Origin of the sequence: Crateriforma spongiae, from assembly GCF_012290005.1 — a bacterium.
Lineage (GTDB): Bacteria > Planctomycetota > Planctomycetia > Pirellulales > Pirellulaceae > Crateriforma > Crateriforma spongiae.
On the sequence record NZ_JAAXMS010000011.1, the window covers coordinates 131,346 to 149,058 of the forward strand.

General features: G+C 58.9%; 11 protein-coding genes. 10 read left to right on the forward strand and 1 reads right to left on the reverse strand.

The window, feature by feature from the left end; all coding sequences use genetic code 11:
- Positions 1 to 67 precede the first annotated feature (67 nt).
- Positions 68 to 685: a hypothetical protein gene (locus HFP54_RS23420; protein ID WP_168567009.1), complete on the forward strand. Its 618-nt coding sequence runs from the start codon at positions 68 to 70 to the stop codon at positions 683 to 685.
- A gap of 50 nt (positions 686 to 735) precedes the next feature.
- On the opposite strand, the gene HFP54_RS23425 is transcribed toward HFP54_RS23420, so the two are convergent.
- Positions 736 to 1,761, reverse strand: a complete 1,026-nt coding sequence (locus HFP54_RS23425) for an alpha/beta hydrolase family protein (RefSeq protein ID WP_168567010.1) — start codon at positions 1,759 to 1,761, stop codon at positions 736 to 738.
- 546 nt (positions 1,762 to 2,307) lie between these two features.
- On the opposite strand from HFP54_RS23425, the gene HFP54_RS23430 reads away from it, so the two are divergent.
- The 9 genes from HFP54_RS23430 (at position 2,308) to ppk2 (ending at position 17,654) form a co-directional block, all read left to right on the forward strand.
- A complete protein-coding gene (locus tag HFP54_RS23430) occupies positions 2,308 to 5,178 on the forward strand; it encodes a sulfatase-like hydrolase/transferase (RefSeq protein WP_168567011.1) in 2,871 nt (956 codons plus the stop codon).
- 243 nt (positions 5,179 to 5,421) lie between these two features.
- The gene (gene alaS / locus HFP54_RS23435) at positions 5,422 to 8,253 is read left to right on the forward strand and encodes an alanine--tRNA ligase (RefSeq protein WP_168567012.1); all 2,832 of its coding nucleotides are present in this window, start codon (positions 5,422 to 5,424) and stop codon (positions 8,251 to 8,253) included.
- A gap of 155 nt (positions 8,254 to 8,408) precedes the next feature.
- The gene (locus HFP54_RS23440) at positions 8,409 to 9,305 is read left to right on the forward strand and encodes an AAA family ATPase (protein WP_146414367.1); all 897 of its coding nucleotides are present in this window, start codon (positions 8,409 to 8,411) and stop codon (positions 9,303 to 9,305) included.
- Between the two features lie 46 nt (positions 9,306 to 9,351).
- Positions 9,352 to 10,740, forward strand: a complete 1,389-nt coding sequence (locus HFP54_RS23445) for a DUF58 domain-containing protein (RefSeq protein ID WP_168567013.1) — start codon at positions 9,352 to 9,354, stop codon at positions 10,738 to 10,740.
- Positions 10,740 to 13,433 carry a transglutaminase TgpA family protein gene (locus HFP54_RS23450; protein ID WP_168567014.1) on the forward strand — a complete coding sequence of 898 codons (2,694 nt, stop codon included), beginning with the start codon at positions 10,740 to 10,742 and terminating at the stop codon, positions 13,431 to 13,433. The genes HFP54_RS23445 and HFP54_RS23450 overlap by 1 nt, the downstream gene beginning before the upstream one ends.
- 117 nt (positions 13,434 to 13,550) lie before the next feature.
- Positions 13,551 to 14,225, forward strand: coding sequence for a (d)CMP kinase (gene cmk / locus HFP54_RS23455; protein WP_168567015.1), 675 nt, complete (start codon positions 13,551 to 13,553; stop codon positions 14,223 to 14,225).
- 747 nt (positions 14,226 to 14,972) lie between these two features.
- On the forward strand, positions 14,973 to 16,184 hold the full coding sequence (locus tag HFP54_RS23460) for a DUF1559 domain-containing protein (protein ID WP_168567016.1): 1,212 nt from the start codon (positions 14,973 to 14,975) through the stop codon (positions 16,182 to 16,184).
- Positions 16,185 to 16,451: 267 nt separating this feature from the next.
- On the forward strand, positions 16,452 to 16,622 hold the full coding sequence (locus HFP54_RS23465) for a hypothetical protein (RefSeq protein ID WP_168567017.1): 171 nt from the start codon (positions 16,452 to 16,454) through the stop codon (positions 16,620 to 16,622).
- Between the two features lie 219 nt (positions 16,623 to 16,841).
- Positions 16,842 to 17,654 (forward strand): polyphosphate kinase 2, encoded by an 813-nt coding sequence (gene ppk2, locus HFP54_RS23470; protein ID WP_168567018.1) that lies wholly within the window; start codon positions 16,842 to 16,844, stop codon positions 17,652 to 17,654.
- Positions 17,655 to 17,713: the final 59 nt, after the last annotated feature.

Below are 17,713 nucleotides of genomic sequence, written 5' to 3' on the forward strand. Positions count from 1 at the left end.
TCGGACCGGGACAGATCCACCGGAGCCTTCCCACCGAATCTGAATCGCAAAATCAATGGAAAGTGTCATGAATATTCAACGCCTGTTTTCAAAAGTCGCCTTTCTGATCAGTGTCGCCACCGCGTCATTGTTATCCAACACCGCACTGGCAGGATGCGGAACCTGCTGTGTCTGCCAAGCCAAGCGGTGCCACGTCACCGTGGATACCGAAGAAGTTGATGTGGAATGCCGTGATGTCGAATGCGAAGACATCTGCATTCCGCCGGTCCGGTTTTGGTGGGAATGCGGTCCGCTGAAACCATGTGGTCGCATTCGAACCGTTCGCAAATTGGTGACCGAGACGCACACCAAAAAGGTCTGCACTTATGACTGGTCGGTCGTCACGGTCTGCAAGTCGTGTTATCGCAAGATCCACCGTTTGCGCTGCAAGCAACTGCACCTGAGCGAAAACACGCCGCCGGAACAAGTCGGACTGCCGGCCATGTCGGAAGACGGAACCATCCGCATGGTGGTCAACGAAGAATGGGCCGCTGGTGGGTTCCCCGAATTGCACGTCGCGGCCGGCAAACCGCAAGCCGCCCAAGACGATCAGTCAGGGGAAACCGAGGACACCGCGATGGACTACTTTGCACCGATCGAAGTGAATCCGGTTCCCGCCAAATTGGAATCAGCAGTCGTCCAGTAAACGGACGACTTGACGCTGTCGACGCGGCCAAACATCGGATCGACGATCGATCAGGCCCCCAGATGTTGCCGAAAGAACTCGATTTGCCGCTGGTGGTAATCGGGTTCTTTCCATAAACGGTTGTGACGGTGGCCCGCCAAACGCCAAGTTTCCGGTGGGTTTACCCAGGCGGCCGAAGCTAACTGGTCAAAGTGTTCGATCGGAACCATCGTGTCGCCCGTGCTGTGAACCAGCATCACCGGACAGCGAATCTTTTCGACATAACGAACCGGGCTGGCGTCATTGACGTCCAGCCCGGTCAGCGTTTTCAGCCACAGTCGCGTCGCCGGCGCGAAGCCACGCCAGACGTTGGCATAGTTCAAAAAATCGCCGACCACTCGGTGACCATCGGCGAAGGTCGAATCGCACCACACCGCTGCGATCAACCCGCTGTCGTCTCTGGAGGCCGCGATCAGGCTGGTCACCCCGCCCATGCTTTCGCCGCGCAAACCCAAGTGGCTGCCGTCGATCCCGAATCGGTCCGCATTGGCTCTCAAGTATCGCAGCGTCGCCAAGACATCGTACGATTCACGGATTCCCAACGTGACCGGACCGTTTTCGTCGCTTTGACCGTGGTTCCGCAGGTCGATCGCGGCAACGGCGAATCCGGCACGACACAGCGAATCGGCACCTTGGTGCAACAAGGATGCGCGATAGTCGGGATCATCGGGAAACGTCCACAAACAATTCTTGTGGCTGCTGAATCCGTGCACCATCAAGACACACGGCGGTCGGTCGTCAGGACCGGCATCGGGCGGCCGAATCAGCCAACCGTCCAAGCGACACTTCGGCGTTTCGGTGTCACCGTCGGCCGCGTCAAACGGAGGAACCTGAATCTCAAACGCGGTCTGCTCAAAACCACGATCGGCGGGACGTTCTTCTTCGGTGCATCGTAGGACGCGACGTCCGAGCAACTTGGACGCGATCAATCGTGCTAATCCGAAGTATGCAATCAGCCCGACCGCGGCAACGATCGGGATCCCCCAAAACAGTGCCATCGACAATGCGTGGCGGGCGATCGGCAGAAAATCCGTCATGGATGCTGATGAGCAGAAGGGAACACGCGTTGCGAAGGCGAGTGGGGTCAGTCCATAAAAAAACCCGCTTGTCGAGACCAAGGTAAAATCTCAACAAACGGGCTTGTCTCGCAGTTGATCAGCCAGACTTATCAAAGTCGAAGCAGATGATCGCGAGTGGGGTGGCTGTGCCGCGGCATCAGCCCGCCGGCATCGCTACGGGTTACCACCCCGTTGGCTAGTACAGCAATAATCCACTTGATCACCTCCTTTACGTTTTAGGTTTGACGACAACGGTTCCAGGTGCCAACCAGAGCGGAACCGAAGATCGTTCGGAAGTTGTCCGTCGCGGCGCGTTACCGCGACCCGACAACTCAATTATCGCTGCTGGGCAAGGCCGTCGCAAGTGCCGTCCGATTTCTGGCGTGATTGGATGCACGTTTTCGTGCGGGTTTCTACACTGATGACGGCTTTCGCAAATCTTTTGTCGAAGTCTGCGACTCTTGGTACGTAATGCGTCATTGACGGTGTTCACGTTCCCAACCAACCCACATCCCACATCCCACCATGTTCTTTCGAAACCGCTGGCCGTCCCAAACGGCGAATCGTGTGTTTTCGTTTTGCGATCGACTTTTTTCCGCGAACCTGATCGCAAGGATCGGTGTCGCGTCGGCGATTGTTTTCTGTACGGTCGCGGTCGACCTGCGGGCCGATGATGGCAGGCCGGACACGCCCGAGACACCACGGGAGGCAAGCACACGGCCAACCGACATCGTCGTCTTCCTTTCCGATGACCACACGGTCACCGACAGTTCGGTCTACGGCAGCACCGAGATCCGAACGCCCAACATGCAGCGTTTGGCCGACGTCGGGATGACATTCGATCGGGCCTATGTCGCGTCGCCTTCGTGTGCCCCCAGCCGCGCCGCCTTGTTGACCGGGATTTCCCCCGCGCGCAACGGGGCGGAACGCAACCACGCGCGACCGGCGGCGGACTTGAAGAAGCTGCCGGCGTACTTGCAAGAGCTTGGTTATGAGGTCGCCGCCTTTGGCAAAGTCGGCCACTATCGCCAGACCCCCGAATACGGTTTCGACGTGGCAAAGTTTTTCAACTACCACGAAGACCAGTGTGTTGATGAAGCGGTGAAATGGCTGCGGGCCCGCCAAAGCGACCAGCCGTTGTGCTTGTTCGTGGGCACCAATTGGCCGCACGTCCCGTGGCCCGAGGGCGATGCGTTTTCGATCGATGACGTCCGTGTTCCCCCGCATCACGTGAACACCAAAGAAACGCGGGAAGCACGCCAGCGTTACCTGCAAGCCGTTCAGACGATGGACAACGAATTGGGCGCCGTCTATGACGCGACCATGGACGTGCTGGGCAAAGGCACGTTGTTCATTCACACCAGCGATCACGGTGCCCAGTGGCCATTCGCCAAATGGAACCTTTACGAAGAAGGCATCCGAACACCGTTGATCGTTTCTTGGCCCAGAAAGATCCAAGGCGGTGTCCGCACCGACGCGATGGTCAGTTGGGTCGATTTGTTGCCGACGATGGTCGCGGCCGCCGGCGGCGATCCCGACGCGGCGGCACCGGTGAAGCTGGATGGTCGGTCGATCATGCCGGTCTTGACCGGGCAAGCCGACACGCATCGCGACGTGATCCTGACCACGCACAGCGGCGACGGCAACATGAACGTCTATCCGGCGCGTGCGGTGACCGGGAACCGGTACAAGTACATCCGCAATCTGTATCCACAGTTCCAGTTCGGTACTCACATCGACAAAAGGCCAAGCGACACTGGGTATTGGCCAAGCTGGGAAGCAAAAGCCGGCGATGACACCGACGCCGCCAACGTGGTTCGACGGTACCAACAGCGTGCATCGGAGGAGCTGTACGACTTGCAGGAAGACCCGCTGGAGTTATTGAACCTGGCACGCGATCCGGAATATCACAGCCAGCTGGCTCGGCTCAGCACTCGGTTGGACCAGTGGATGACCGACCAGGGCGACCAGCCGGAGTCCGTCGGACTGGCCAAACTGTTGCCGCCCTCCGGCCAGCCGCCCAACGTGATCATGGTCTTCATCGACGACATGGGCTGGGCCGACTTGTCCTGCTTCGGCGGTATCGAAGGTCAAACGCCGAACATCGACCGGTTGGCTTCCGAAGGCATTCGGCTGACGAATTTCTATGTCAATTCGCCCATCTGTTCGCCCTCGCGGACCGCATTGACCACCGGACATTACCCCGCACGGCATCGCATCACGTCGTACCTGGCGTCGCGCGAATTGAACGCCGAGCGGGGCGTTGCCGATTGGCTGGACGAAGAAGCCGTCACGTTGCCTCGATTGCTTCAACAAGCGGGCTACGCGTGCGGTCACTTTGGCAAGTGGCATATGGGCGGCCAGCGCGATGTCGGCGATGCGCCCATGATTTCGAAATACGGTTTCGTTCGGTCGCTGACAAACTTCGAAGGATTGGGCCCACGCGTCTTGCCATTGAAAGACGCCTACGACGGAAAGCCGCCCAAGCCGCATGCCTTGGGCAGCGATAAACTGGGCAAGGGGCCCATCATGTGGGAAGACCGCAGCGTGATCACGTCCCGTTTTGTCGCCGAGACGTTGGACTTCGTTCGCGAAGTGTCTCAGGGCGATGAAACACCACCGTTTTACGTCAACGTTTGGCCCGATGACGTGCACTCCCCTTACTTCCCACCGGCCGGGCGTCGCGGCGACCAACAGAAACGCACGCTGTATCTGTCTGTTTTGAAAACCATGGACGAACAGTTGGGCATGTTGTTTGATCGTGTCCGCAACGATCCCAAACTTGCCAAGAATACGTTGATCTTTGTCGCCAGCGACAACGGCCATGAACCCGGCGCGGGCTCGGGTGGCCCACTGCGTGGCTTCAAAGGCAAGCTTTACGAGGGCGGCATCCGCAGCCCTCTGATCGTCTGGGGGCCGGGGCTGATTCGTCCCGAGGCGGCGGGGACGGTCAACGAAACGACGATCGCTTCGGCGGTGGATCTGGTGCCGTCGATTCTGCAGGCCACCGGCGTTTCAGCCCCGGAAAGTTACCAACCCGATGGCGAAGATTTGCTGTCGGCGTTGCTGGGGTACAACCAGGCCCAACGGAACACGCCGCTGATGTGGCGTCGGCCGCCGGACCATCCGGGCAACCGCCAACAGCCGTATCCGGATTTGGCCATCCGCGACAAGAATTGGAAACTGTTGTGCAACATCGATGGTTCGGCGGTGGAGCTGTACGACTTGGCCAACGACATCGGGGAAACGAAAAACATGGCCGACAAACGTCCCCAGATCACCAAGCGGCTGAAGGATCAGTTGCTGCAGTGGAACGAGTCGTTGCCGGCCGACGGTGTGGTCAGCGTGCCGCGCGCCCAGCAGGAGAAGCGGTTCGGCAAGCGGCGCTGGAAATAGGCGGTCGCCATTGCGACCGCGGCGACGCGTTCGGTGACCGCGGTCGCGCGGGCGGATCGGGCCAGAACCGGCGTCTGATGGTCTTCGGCAGAATCGGTTCCTGCGATATGCTTCTGGGCCAAACAGACGCTGTCGACGGTGCGCACCGGCCCGCCACCACGCTGGTCCCTGATCAAACGTTCGGAATCGGGCCGAATCACCGTCGCCAGAAATTGCCACCGCATTCGCCCCACGCCGCGACCGATGAAAACCGACGAGCTACGTGAAAAGTACTTGGCCTTTTTTGAAACCAAAGGCTGTGTCCGCCGTCCCAGCGACGTGCTGGTCCCCACCTGGGACCCCTCGGTGCTGTTCACTCCCGCCGGAATGAACCAATTCAAAGACCACTTTTTGGGCAAAGTCACGCTGGATTTCACCCGCGCGACGACGTGCCAAAAGTGCCTGCGCACCGGCGACATCGACAACGTCGGACGGACCGCGTACCACCACACGTTCTTTGAAATGCTGGGCAACTTCAGCTTCGGCGACTACTTCAAAGAAGACACCATTCGCTGGGCTTGGGAATTTCTGACCGACAAGAAATGGCTGGGGCTGGATCCGGGCCGGCTGTCGGTCACCGTTTACAAGGACGATGACGAAGCGGCCAAGATCTGGCACGAAGGAATCGGTCTGCCCACGTCGCGGATCGCACGGATGGAGGAAGACGAGAACTTCTGGCCCGCGTCGGCACCCAGCCAGGGGCCCGATGGTGTTTGTGGTCCGTGCAGCGAAATCTATTACGTGCTGGACGACGGCAGCGACGTGGAGATCTGGAATCTGGTGTTCACCCAGTTCAATCGCGTCGGTGATCCGCCGGATAATTTGCGGCCGCTGCCCAGCAAGAACATCGACACCGGGATGGGATTGGAGCGAACCGCCAGTGTTCTGCAAAAGGTCCCGACGAATTATCACATCGACATCCTGATGCCAATCGTCCAAGCGGCCGCGGAAGTAACGTCGGTCCCCTACGCTTACGACAGCGACAACGGCCGACGGTTACGCCGCATCACCGATCACGTCCGCGCGGCCACCTTTGCCGTTCACGAAAACGTGTACCCCGGTGCCAATGGGGCCAAGTACGTCATCCGACGGTTGATCCGACGCGCGGTGTTGGACGGACACCAGATGGGATTGCGCGACCCGTTCCTGTATCAGATCGTCGACGCGGTGGCCGATGCGATGAAACCCGCGTACCCGGAATTGACCGAAACGGTCCAGCGGGTTCAGGGCGTCATTCGCGGCGAAGAAGAGCGATTCTTTGCGACCATCGACGCGGGGCTACAGCGGATCGATCGCATCTTTGGCGACATGGAAAAATCCGGCACCGGGATGATCGATGGTGACCAGGCGGCCGACCTTTACACCAGCTACGGCGTGCCGCCGGAACTGTTGCAACAAATGGGCGCCGAAAAGAGCTTCACGTTCGATTGGAACGGCTACACCGAAGCGATGCAGCGTCACGCCGAAATCAGCGGCGGCGATCAATTCAAACTGTTCCAAACCGGTCCGCTGGAAACGTTGAAGGAATCGCTGCGCCATACCGAGTTTTTGGGTTACGACGCCACGACCGCCGACGCCACGATCAAGGGCATCATCATCGGCGACGGCACCGAGGACGATTCGGACGAATCGACGTTGGTGAAATCGGCTTCGGCCGATCCCGATCAACCGATGCGGTTGGTCTTGGATCGAACACCGTTTTATGGTGAATCCGGCGGACAAGTCGGCGACGTCGGCGTGATCCGTGGCGATGGTTTCGAATTCAATGTCACCGACACACAGAAACACGGCGACTTGGTCGTTCACCACGGATGCTTGGTCAAAGGACAGGTATCCGAAAGCGACGCTTGCCAAGCGATCGTCGACCAGGACAACCGTCAAGCGTTGCAGCGGGCCCACAGCGCGACCCATATCTTGCATTACGCATTGCAGAAAAACGTCGGCGCGCACGCCCAACAGCAGGGCAGCAAGGTCGAAGCGGACGTGTTGCGATTCGATTTCAGCAATCAGGAGGCCTTGGACGAAGACAAGCTGGCGGCGATTCGCACCGATGTCATCGATCGAGTCCAAGCCAAGGACCCGATCCACTGGCAAACGGTCGCCTTGGCCGATGCACGCAAAGCCGGCGCGATGATGTTGTTCGGTGAAAAATACCCCGACCCCGTCCGCATGGTTTCGATGGGGGAATTCAGCAAAGAACTTTGCGGGGGAACTCACCTGACGTCCACGGGCGATGTCGAAGCGTTCGAATTGGTCAGCGAAGAAAGCGTTTCGTCGGGCACCCGACGTATCGTTGCATTGACGGGGCCTCGAGCGAAATCGCACATCGAATCGACCATCGAAACGACTCGCAAGGCTGCGGAGATCCTGGGATGCAGCCAAAAGAATCTGGTCAAAGCGGCGACAGAATTGGCCAACGATGTCCGCGGTATCAAAAAGGAACTGCACAGCGGCGTGGCCACCGAACACGCCGAGTCGATCGTCGGAAATGCGGATCCGGGAACCCTGGAATACGAATCGGCCAAAACAATTTTGCGTGACACGGCGCGGTTGTTGAACGTCGCCACATCAGACGTGCCGGATCGATTGAAGGCGTTGCTGGGTGATCGATCGGATCTGTTGGACGAACTGCAAAAAATGACCGCAGGCGGCAAATTGTCCGCGGACGATTTGATCAGTTCGGGCCAAACGGTCGGTGACTGTCTGATCGTGGTGGCCGAAACGCCGGGAGCCAACCCGAACATCATGCGGGGCTGGATCGACCAGATTCGCAAGAAGTCCGACAGCGCGTCGGCGGTCTTGTTGGCCGCGCGCCAGGGCGAAAAGGTCTTGTTGGTCGGTGGGCTTAGCAATGACTTGGTCAAACGCGGGCTAAACGCGGGCAAATGGGTGGGCAATGCCGCCAAAGCCCTCGGTGGTGGCGGTGGCGGGCGTCCCGACATGGCACAGGCCGGCGGGAAAGACGCCAGCAAGTTGCCCGAAGCGTTGGACGCAGCGGTCGCGGAGATCCAAGCGGCACTTAGCGAAAACGCTTGATGCCAAAACGCGTGATCCGAGGCGCAATGATCCCCACGGGCCACCTTGCGTCGTTACCATCCGATAGAATGGCGGCGACGCAATGAACGGATCTTGAACCCAGCTTTTCTATGTACGACCCCGCGTTTGAAACCTCACGGCTGTTATCGGCCAACATCGAAAAGGTCTTGCTGGGCAAACCCGACGTGGTCCAAATGCTGGTCCTGTCGCTGATCGCCGGCGAACACGTCTTGCTGGAAGACGTTCCCGGCGTCGGAAAAACGTTGGCCGCCAAAGCGTTAGCCCAGTCCATCGAAGGCAGCTTTGCCCGATTGCAATTCACACCGGATTTGTTGCCCGCCGATATCACCGGCAGCATGATCTATCGGACGGATCGACACGAGTTCGAATTCAGCCCTGGTCCGGTGTTTGCCAACGTCGTGTTGGCCGACGAAATCAACCGCGCCCCGCCCCGAACGCAGTCCGCGTTGCTGGAAGCGATGAGCGATGCACGCGTCAGCGTGGACGGAAAGTCTCATCCGTTGCCCAGCCCGTTCATTGTCATCGCCACGCAAAACCCCTTCGAATTCGAAGGCACCTACGCGTTGCCCGAAAGCCAATTGGACCGGTTCTTGTTGCGGACCAGCGTGGGGTATCCGGGGCGTGAAATGGAACGTCAGGTCATGTCGACGCACCGCACCGGTGAACCAGTCGATCAATTGCAGCCCGTCGTCAACGTCGAATCGGTGCGGCACGCCCAAATGGCGGTCCGCGAGGTGAAATTTGACGATTCGTTGGTCGAATACTTGCTGGACATCGTCGAAGCGACACGGCAACACGACGCTTTCCAAGTCGGCGTCAGCACCCGGGGCGCGCTCAGTTTTTACCGCGGATGCCAGGCTCGGGCGATTACCGAAAGCCGCGACTATGTGACGCCCGACGACATCAAACAACTGGCCGTCGCCGCGCTGTCGCACCGTGTGTTGCCCGAAGGCATTTTCCAAGGCGCCGATCGACATTATGTCGAACAACAGGTCGCCGATTTGGTGCAACAGGTGCCGGTCCCGGTTTGATCGACCGGACGGCGCTTGACCTATTTGATTTGGTCACCCCGAAAACATGATTCGACGCACCCGTTTGACACGACTGGGTTGGCACTTTGGATTCGTCATCGCCTTTGCCATGCTGGGCGGCGCGATCCGCGGGCTGAATCTGTTGTTGGTCTTGGCGGCCATCATGGTCGGGGCGTTGATCACGCAGTGGCGATGGTGCACTCGAGCGGCAGAATCAGTGGACATCCGCCGACGTTTGCCCAGCGAGGCCTTTGCCGGTACACCGTTCCGTGTCCGGTTCCGATTGACCAATCACAATCGATTCTTGCCACTGTGGATGTTGCGAATCACCGACCAAATCGTTCTGGACGATCAACGGAACAGTGGTCGATGGTTGAAAGTATTGGGCGGCGGCACGGCGGGTCCGGAACAACGCGCCAAAGCGGTCAGCGGGATCGGAGTCGTCGGCGGGCGTCAAACCGTGACACCGTCGTACATCTGCCGGATCGCCGACCGAGGATCGTATCGATTCGGGCCGGTCACGGTGTCCACGACCTTTCCGTTTTCCCTGATGAAAGCCGAAGCCCAGTCGGACCTAGGCCAAGTGCTTGACGTGTATCCGCGGTTATTGCGTTTGCGTCGGGGATGGAAAAACGTCCTACTGCAGCGGACCGGCGGCGCGACGGTCGGCGCGCATCGCGGCGGCAATGACGAAGGCGACTTTTTTGGGCTGCGCGAATACCATCCCGGTGACAATCCAAAGTGGATCCACTGGCGCACCACCGCGCGGCTGGGCGACTTGGCGGTGCGTCAGTTCGAACAGCAACGACGTTATGACGTTTGTTTACTGTTGGACGCTTGGTACGCACCGGACCAAGCCATGCCAAGCGTCTTGTCGGGATCGCCATCCAGTTCGAAATCGTCTGGAGCCAATTGGTCCGGACGCATCCGGACGGGCGACGATGTGGAAACGGCGATCAGTTTGGCGGCCACGTTGTTGGTCGACTTGGCATCCCAGCCTGGCAACCGTGTCGTTTTCGCTTCGGCCGGCGTCAGCAGTCGCGCGATGATTGCGGGCACATCGTTCGAAGCACGGCGAAGGTTGTTTCAAACCCTGGCTCGGATTCAACCGTCGGCCAAACCACCGATCAAACAAACACTGGACCACGCCGTCGAAGCGGTGGGATTGCCCCAAGATTTGATCGTGGCCAGCCCGCGATCCCAGGAAGACGCGATGAACGGGGATCCAGAACTGCGTGACATTTTGACGATGTGGGCACGACGCGGGCGAATCCGCTGGTTGGACGTGACGACCGATACCGTCGGCGGCATGATCGTCAGCCCCGAATCGAACAGCCAACCATCGCCGGGAACTGCGCGTTCCGGTCAAACCGCCAAGCAGTTTTTGGACACGGACGCCGCCGCGTCGGTCGGGCTGCGAAAGGACGAAGCGTGATGGCCAACGGACAGACGGTCGGCGAAGCCAACGGGTCGGTTGTCGTTGCCAACCCCACCAAACCCCAGCGTCGGCTGATCAATCGCACCCAGTTGTCCTTTGCCGTGTTGTCGTGCTTGGGCGGACTGGCGATGCGTGGCGACAATTTGGAAGGCCTGGCCACGACCGCCGCCGTATTCTCAATTTTCGGCTATCTGTTCGTCGATCGCTTCCGCTTGTTTTCCATGCCCGCGCCGCTGGCGTACACCGCGATGGGCATCGCCGGACTTTATTGTGTCAGCGATTTCAGCGACTTGGGCGGCCCAGGCAGCAAACAGATCGAGGCGGTCGCCTATTTGTTGGTGTCGGTACAAGCGGTCTTGATGCTGCAGCGTAAGACCCAGCGGATCTATGAACAGATCGTCGTCTTTTGTTTGTTGCAACTGATCGTTGCGGCGGTGTTCAACGATGCCCTGCAGTTCGGCGCTGCTCTGATTCCCATTGGTTTGGTCGGTGTCTTTGGTTTAAGCCTGTTGTCCACCGCCAGTGCGGCAACCGAAGGCGATGATTCCTTGGCGATCGACCAAACGTTCCACAGTGCGTTGGACGCGCAAGGTCGAATCACGGTTCCGCCCAGCGACGAAATGTTCCAAGACGATGAACCGGAGATTGATCTGGATGAAGCATGGATCTTGACCGGCACACCGGAATCGAACCAGTCGCTGGCCTTGGCCGGACGCCGGACGTTTTGGGTCATCGGCATGACCATCACGCCGGCGGTGTGGTTGATTGCCGCGATCTTTTTCTACGCGTTGCCGCGAATGACCGACGCGTCGACGATGGGCAGTGCCGGGTCCGCATTGGTGGGCTTCAACGATGAAGTCGACTTGATGCAAGTCGGTAAGTTGCTGCAAAGCGGTGAAACGGCGCTGCGCGTGCGCATGCAAGATCGGCGGACGGGAAAACTGTACAAGATCACCGGGCCGATGTACCTGCGTGGCCGGGCGTTGGAGACGTACAGCGTGGATTTGACCAGCGAGCTTTCCCACGGCCAGTGGCGATCACGCAATGCGGGAATTCTAAGTCGTTTCGCGCCCACGCCCGTCGAATACGAGGGGATCCCCGCCAAAGACCGCGCCCTGTTCGACTCGGTGGCGGTCACCGTCAACCACGAAGCCACCAAGTCCCAGTCGCTGTTCGGGATCGTTCCCTATTTCGAGGTCGCAGGTCCGGGACGGATCCAACACAAACCGGCAAGCTATGAATTGTCTCGGCCCAAACGATCCTCGGGCGGCTATCCACGCTATCGCATTCGATACACGACCAACGCGTTCTATCTGGGAAACCAGTCGGAATTCATCTCACCCTGGACCAGCGACGACCCATGGGGACGCACGCACCAAGATGAAACCAGACTTGCCAACGATGAAGACTTGTTGGATTTCGATACCGAAGACGACGCCCAATTAGAACAGCGGTTGGAAATCCGAAACCTTCGTTACAAGACGGAAGAGGACTGGGAAAAGTATCTCGAACTGTGCACCGAATGGAGTCGGGAAAACATCCCAACGGCCGGGCGGTTGGCGAAGATGATTCGACGGGACATGGCGGCCGATCGTGGAAGCACTTTCGACTTCGTCAAGGCGGCCGAAAATCTGTTCTCCGCCAAAAACGACTTCGAATACACCTTGGACCTCAGCGCCGACATCTTGGAAGGCGTCGACCCGATCGAACAGTTCTTGAAGGTTGATCGACGCGGTCATTGCCAGTTTTTCGCATCCGGTCTGATCATGATACTGCGAAGCGAAGGCATCCCAGCGCGGATGGTCGTCGGCTACTGCACCGACGAATACAACGAATTGGGGGACTACTACGTTGCGCGACAGTTGCATGCCCATGCTTGGGTCGAAGCCCTGTTGCACAAGGACGAATTGCCACCGACGGCGAATCTGGCCGGACAGCGACCGTCGGAATACTACTGGGTGCGTTTGGATCCGACGCCGGGCGGTTCGGGCGGCGGAATCACACCGGATCGCAGCGGTGGGGTGAACCAAGTGCTGGACATCGCGCAAAACCTGTGGGACGACTACGTGGTGGACATGGACGGGGGACGCCAAGACCGCGTGCTGTCGGCTACCGCGGGATCGACGCCGATGAGCGATGCGTACACCCAAATGATCCAGCGATTGCAGGCCAGTTTGGCTCGGGCTCGGGCCGGTGAACTGGGCGGTGGTTCGTTGGCCAAAGGCAATCGATTCTCATTGCCCGCCGCGCTCGCGACGATCGGCATGTCGGTGATGGTGATCGTGTTGCTGCGGCTGAAGCTTCCCGCACTGTTGGGACGCGATCGCGGCGACCTTGCCGAAACCGCTGCGGCACGCCCCACGCTGGCGTTTTATGCCGATGCCGTCGATCAGCTGCAGCGTTTGGGCGTCCATCGACACACGGCGCAGACCCCCGCCGAACTGTCCACAGAAATTTCTGCGAAGACTTCGCGGTCACGTTTTCCCGCCGGAGAACCCTTCGCGGCACTGACGCGGTTGTTCTATGCCATGCGATATCGCGGTGACAGTGTGGACGCAAAGGTGACAGATTCGCTGTTAGACGATCTGAATGAGCGAGTCGGCCGCATCGTGAACCAGGGGGACATCGGCGCGGGCGCGTCTGGGCAAGCTGGACAACCCGATGCTGTTGAACCGGCTGGGAAACCCTAGGCGTCGAAAACGTCTCGTTCGCCGTGGCCTGGATGCCCACAAACGGTGGAATGATCCGAAGTCACGGCTATACTTTGTTGGACTGATTTCTGGACTTCAAACGCGAACAATCGCTACGTGATCGTCACCATCGATGGCCCCGCCGGCGCGGGGAAAAGCAGTATCGCTCGCCAAGTCGCTGACCGGCTGGCGTTCGAATTTCTTGACACCGGGGCGATGTATCGTGCCGTGACGCTGGGGTGCCTTCGGGCCGGCATCGACTTCGATGACGTCGATGCTCTGGAACAATTCGCTGGTTGCTTGGAATTGCGTTGGGACGACCAACGCATTTTTCTTAACGGCGAAGACGTTTCGGAGGAGATCCGGCAACCGGAAGTCAGCGCCGCCATCGGTCGGATCGCCGATCTTTTGCCGCTGCGGACCAGGCTGTCGGAAATGCAACGACAGGTCGCCGAGGGCAAAGACATCGTCACCGAGGGACGCGATCAAGGCGCCGAAGTTTTCCCTGACGCGGAATGCAAGGTGTTTCTGACCGCGTCACCGCAGACCCGCGCCCGTCGCCGTCAGTTGCAATTGTCCGAAACGGGCGTGAATCTTTCGATCGACGAAATCCTGGACGCCCAGAATAGACGCGACCTGGAAGACACCACGCGTGACGTTGGACGGCTGCGTGCGGCGGATGACGCGATCGTGGTGAATACCGACTGTCTGTCCAGCGATGAAGTGCTGCAGGCGGTTTTGGAAATCATCCACGGCGTCTTGGAATCCCGAACGTCCAAGACCGCTTCTTAACTGCGCGGGCTGAACGCCTTGGGTTTAGTAACCCGAAACTGACGCATTGGGTTGCTATTTGGCTGAAAACTTCTGCCCGCAGCTATCGCGTCGAAATCCGATGTCGGGGTACATCAGCTCTTTTGGCCTCCCCCATCGCGAAGCCAGCTGCACCCCCACGCCAAAGGGCTGCCGCCATCGTGACGGTTCCGCGTTGACACAGCTGCCTCGCGGACGTGATTTACCGCACAGCTTCTGCTGATCGTCTTCTGCTGTTCAGCGGTAGGGCGGACATCGAAACAATGGTCCGCAGACGCCCATCAGGCTGTTTTGGCGGGTGCCAGGTGCGCCATAACGTCACCGGTGGAAAAATTCCTGAACAATTTTCGGTGCCCGAATCGGGTTACGGGACAAATCGTCGCTATCCACAAAAAGAACCTAAGGGAATCTCATTGTCCTTTAAATGAGCAACTAGGGGCGCAGACACGCCACCCCCGTGGGGCTATTTGTCGCACCATTGGCAACTCACCGATAAAAGTGATCGCCCATTAGGCAGAAGCTAATGAACCTTCGCTCCGGCGTAATGGATTTGAAACTCGCTGATCGTTAACGTTTGATCAAGTTGCTGGAACGTCCACCACTAATGCTCATTAATGGTGCGTCTGGGAACTCAGTTGTCGCACTGGGGCAGTCGAGTGCGACAAAAGGTGTACACCCGCACCTGATCCGCGGGGCGATTTATTTTTCTCGAAGTTTTGGAGTTCTCAGATGAGACAAACATCCTCCACTCGACCGGGCTTCACGCTGGTGGAACTGTTGGTGGTGATCGCCATCATCGGCGTCCTGGTCGGCCTGTTGTTGCCGGCGGTTCAGTCGGCACGCGAAGCCGCGCGTCGGATGTCTTGCAGCAACAATGCCAAGCAAATCGGATTGGCGCTGCACAACTATCACTCGGCGTTCAACAACCTGCCCGCCATGATGGGCGGCTCGCGCGGCGAAACCAACATCGGCGACAGCACGCGAAGCAATCAATTGCGTCTAAGCTACCTGGTTCCTCTGTTGCCGTTCATCGAGCAACAACCGTTGTGGGATCAGATCAGCAATCCGATGGCCGTGAAGACCAACGGCGATCCCAAGAACCCGCCGTGGCCGTCGATGGGCCCCGCCCCATGGCGTGGCGATTATCGTCCTTGGGCCACCGACGTTTCGTCGTTCCGTTGCCCCAGTGACCCCGGTGTCGGTTCGCCCGCTCTTGGCCGTTGCAACTATGCCAACTGCATGGGTGACGCGGTTGAATACTTGGACGTCGGTGCCTATCGCTGGGTGACCCCGAATACTTTCTCCAACGCCAATGTTGAACAGATCAACGTTTCGGGACGCGGGATGTTCGTCTGTCGCGAGTACAAAAAATTCCGTGACGTCGTCGACGGATTGTCCAACACGATCATGGTCGGCGAAATCTTGTCGGATTCCGGCACTCGTGACATCCGTACCGCACCGGCCGACGGCCCCGGTTCGGGTCCGTTGCGTGACAACCCGTCATGGGCGTTGGACCAAGGTCTGATCGATCCGAATCGTCCGCTGTACTGGTTGCCCGATACCAACTTGACCACCGACCAAAGCACCGGTGGTGATGGAAACTGGTCGGGCCGTGCACGTGGTTTCCGTTGGTCCGACGGGTGTCACCAGTTCACCGGTTTCAACACGATCCTGCCGCCCAACAGCGAAACCGTTTCGCGAACCGGCAACGACAACACTTGGGGGATTTATCCGCCCAGTAGCCAGCACCCCGGCGGCGTTCACGTCGTGATGGGTGACGGTGCGGTGAAGTTCATCTCCGACGCCATCGACGCCGGCGATCGTCGTGCCAAGACGGTTTACAAGGCCGCTGGCAACGCAGGGATCGCCAGCCCGTACGGCGTTTGGGGTGCTATGGGCACCCGCGCCAGCCGCGAAACTTACGACTCGACCGACCTGTAAACCGGCCGTCGAACATCGCACGCTGGATGGAAACCAACCACCAGCGTGTTAACCAGACGCGTCTTTGCCAAAGACAGGAGTCGCGTGAAGTCGTCCAGACATCCGCGCTCCAGGCGAACGGCAAAGACCACCGGTCGTGACTCGACCACCCACTGATGGCTTGAACCTATCGGCCCACGTGACGGTGAACGTCAGCAGCAGTGACGACATTGCCGTCGCCCGGGCCGTTTTTCTTTCCCGTTTTTAGAACCCCGAAGAGTTCCATCCATGTTGACTCGTTCCATGATTCTGGCTTTTGCCGCTTTGATCTTCACCGTTCCGATGATGACCGGATGCAGCGGTGGTGGCGACAACACCGTCGTCGAACAACCCGATGACATCGAAGATCAAATGGAAGCTTACGAAGCCGAACAAGCGGCCGCCGACGCCGCTCGCTGATCGCTGTGCTTCCACCCCGATTTCCCCACCGGGTCATCCGTCACGCTTGTGGCGGATGGCCTTTTTTTATGCTCCGTCGGTGCCGCCATCGGCCCTGGTTACCAGCACATCCTGGCACCATGCCCAGTGTGTCGGTTGGATTCCTTCATCCGCTAAGCTTTGATTGTTCGGCCCAGCCCGCCGCATGGTTCCCCCGCCACTTGATGCGAGACAAACGACATGGCTTCGAAACCGGATTCCAAACGTGCCGCGTTAAAAATGAAACGTGCGGACTATATGAAAGAGCTTCGCAAATTGCAGGCAGAGCTTTGTCATTTGCAGGCGTGGGTGAAGCACAACGGCATCCGCGCGATCGTTGTATTCGAAGGCCGCGACGCCGCGGGAAAGGGCGGGACGATTCGCGCGATTACCGAACGAGTCAGCCCGCGTGTGTTTCGCACGGTTGCACTTCCCGCACCGTCGGATCGCGAGAAGTCGCAGATGTACCTTCAACGATACATGAACCACTTTCCGGCCGCCGGCGAGATCGTGATTTTTGACCGCAGTTGGTACAACCGCGCCGGTGTCGAGTATGTGATGGGGTTCTGTACCAAAGAAGAACACCGGCGTTTTCTGCAGCTATGTCCCGTGGTCGAAAATTATATCGCCGATGGCGGAATCCAGCTGATCAAGTATTGGCTGGAGGTGGGTGACGAGGAACAGAAGCGACGGTTCGAAGCCAGGATCACCGACCCGCTGCGGCAGTGGAAATTAAGCGCAATGGACCTTCCTTCGCGCAGCAAGTGGTACGAGTATTCCAGAGCCCGCGACATGATGTTGGAAGCCACCGACACGGACCACGCACCTTGGAACATCTTGCCGTCCGATGACAAGCGACGCGCACGATTGAACTGCATCCGACACCTGTTGAATCAGTTTCCGTACGAGAAGGTCCCCGCCGAAGAAGTCAAATTGCCCAAGCGGTCCAAGGAAGGAGCCTACGACGATACGGCATCCCTGTCCGGCCGCAACTTTGTGCCCCAGCACTATTGATCTGCTTTCGCCGCAACATCGCTTGTTGGAAGCTGGCTTGGTGCGGCCCCCAATCGTCG

Coding starts and splice junctions, on each gene's coding strand:
- HFP54_RS23420 (WP_168567009.1), top strand. CDS start 68: ATGAATATTCAACGCCTGTTTTCAAAAGTCGCCTTTCTGATCAGTGTC.
- HFP54_RS23425 (WP_168567010.1), bottom strand. CDS start 1,761: ATGACGGATTTTCTGCCGATCGCCCGCCACGCATTGTCGATGGCACTG.
- HFP54_RS23430 (WP_168567011.1), top strand. CDS start 2,308: ATGTTCTTTCGAAACCGCTGGCCGTCCCAAACGGCGAATCGTGTGTTT.
- alaS (WP_168567012.1), top strand. CDS start 5,422: ATGAAAACCGACGAGCTACGTGAAAAGTACTTGGCCTTTTTTGAAACC.
- HFP54_RS23445 (WP_168567013.1), top strand. CDS start 9,352: ATGATTCGACGCACCCGTTTGACACGACTGGGTTGGCACTTTGGATTC.
- HFP54_RS23450 (WP_168567014.1), top strand. CDS start 10,740: ATGGCCAACGGACAGACGGTCGGCGAAGCCAACGGGTCGGTTGTCGTT.
- HFP54_RS23460 (WP_168567016.1), top strand. CDS start 14,973: ATGAGACAAACATCCTCCACTCGACCGGGCTTCACGCTGGTGGAACTG.
- HFP54_RS23465 (WP_168567017.1), top strand. CDS start 16,452: ATGTTGACTCGTTCCATGATTCTGGCTTTTGCCGCTTTGATCTTCACC.
- ppk2 (WP_168567018.1), top strand. CDS start 16,842: ATGGCTTCGAAACCGGATTCCAAACGTGCCGCGTTAAAAATGAAACGT.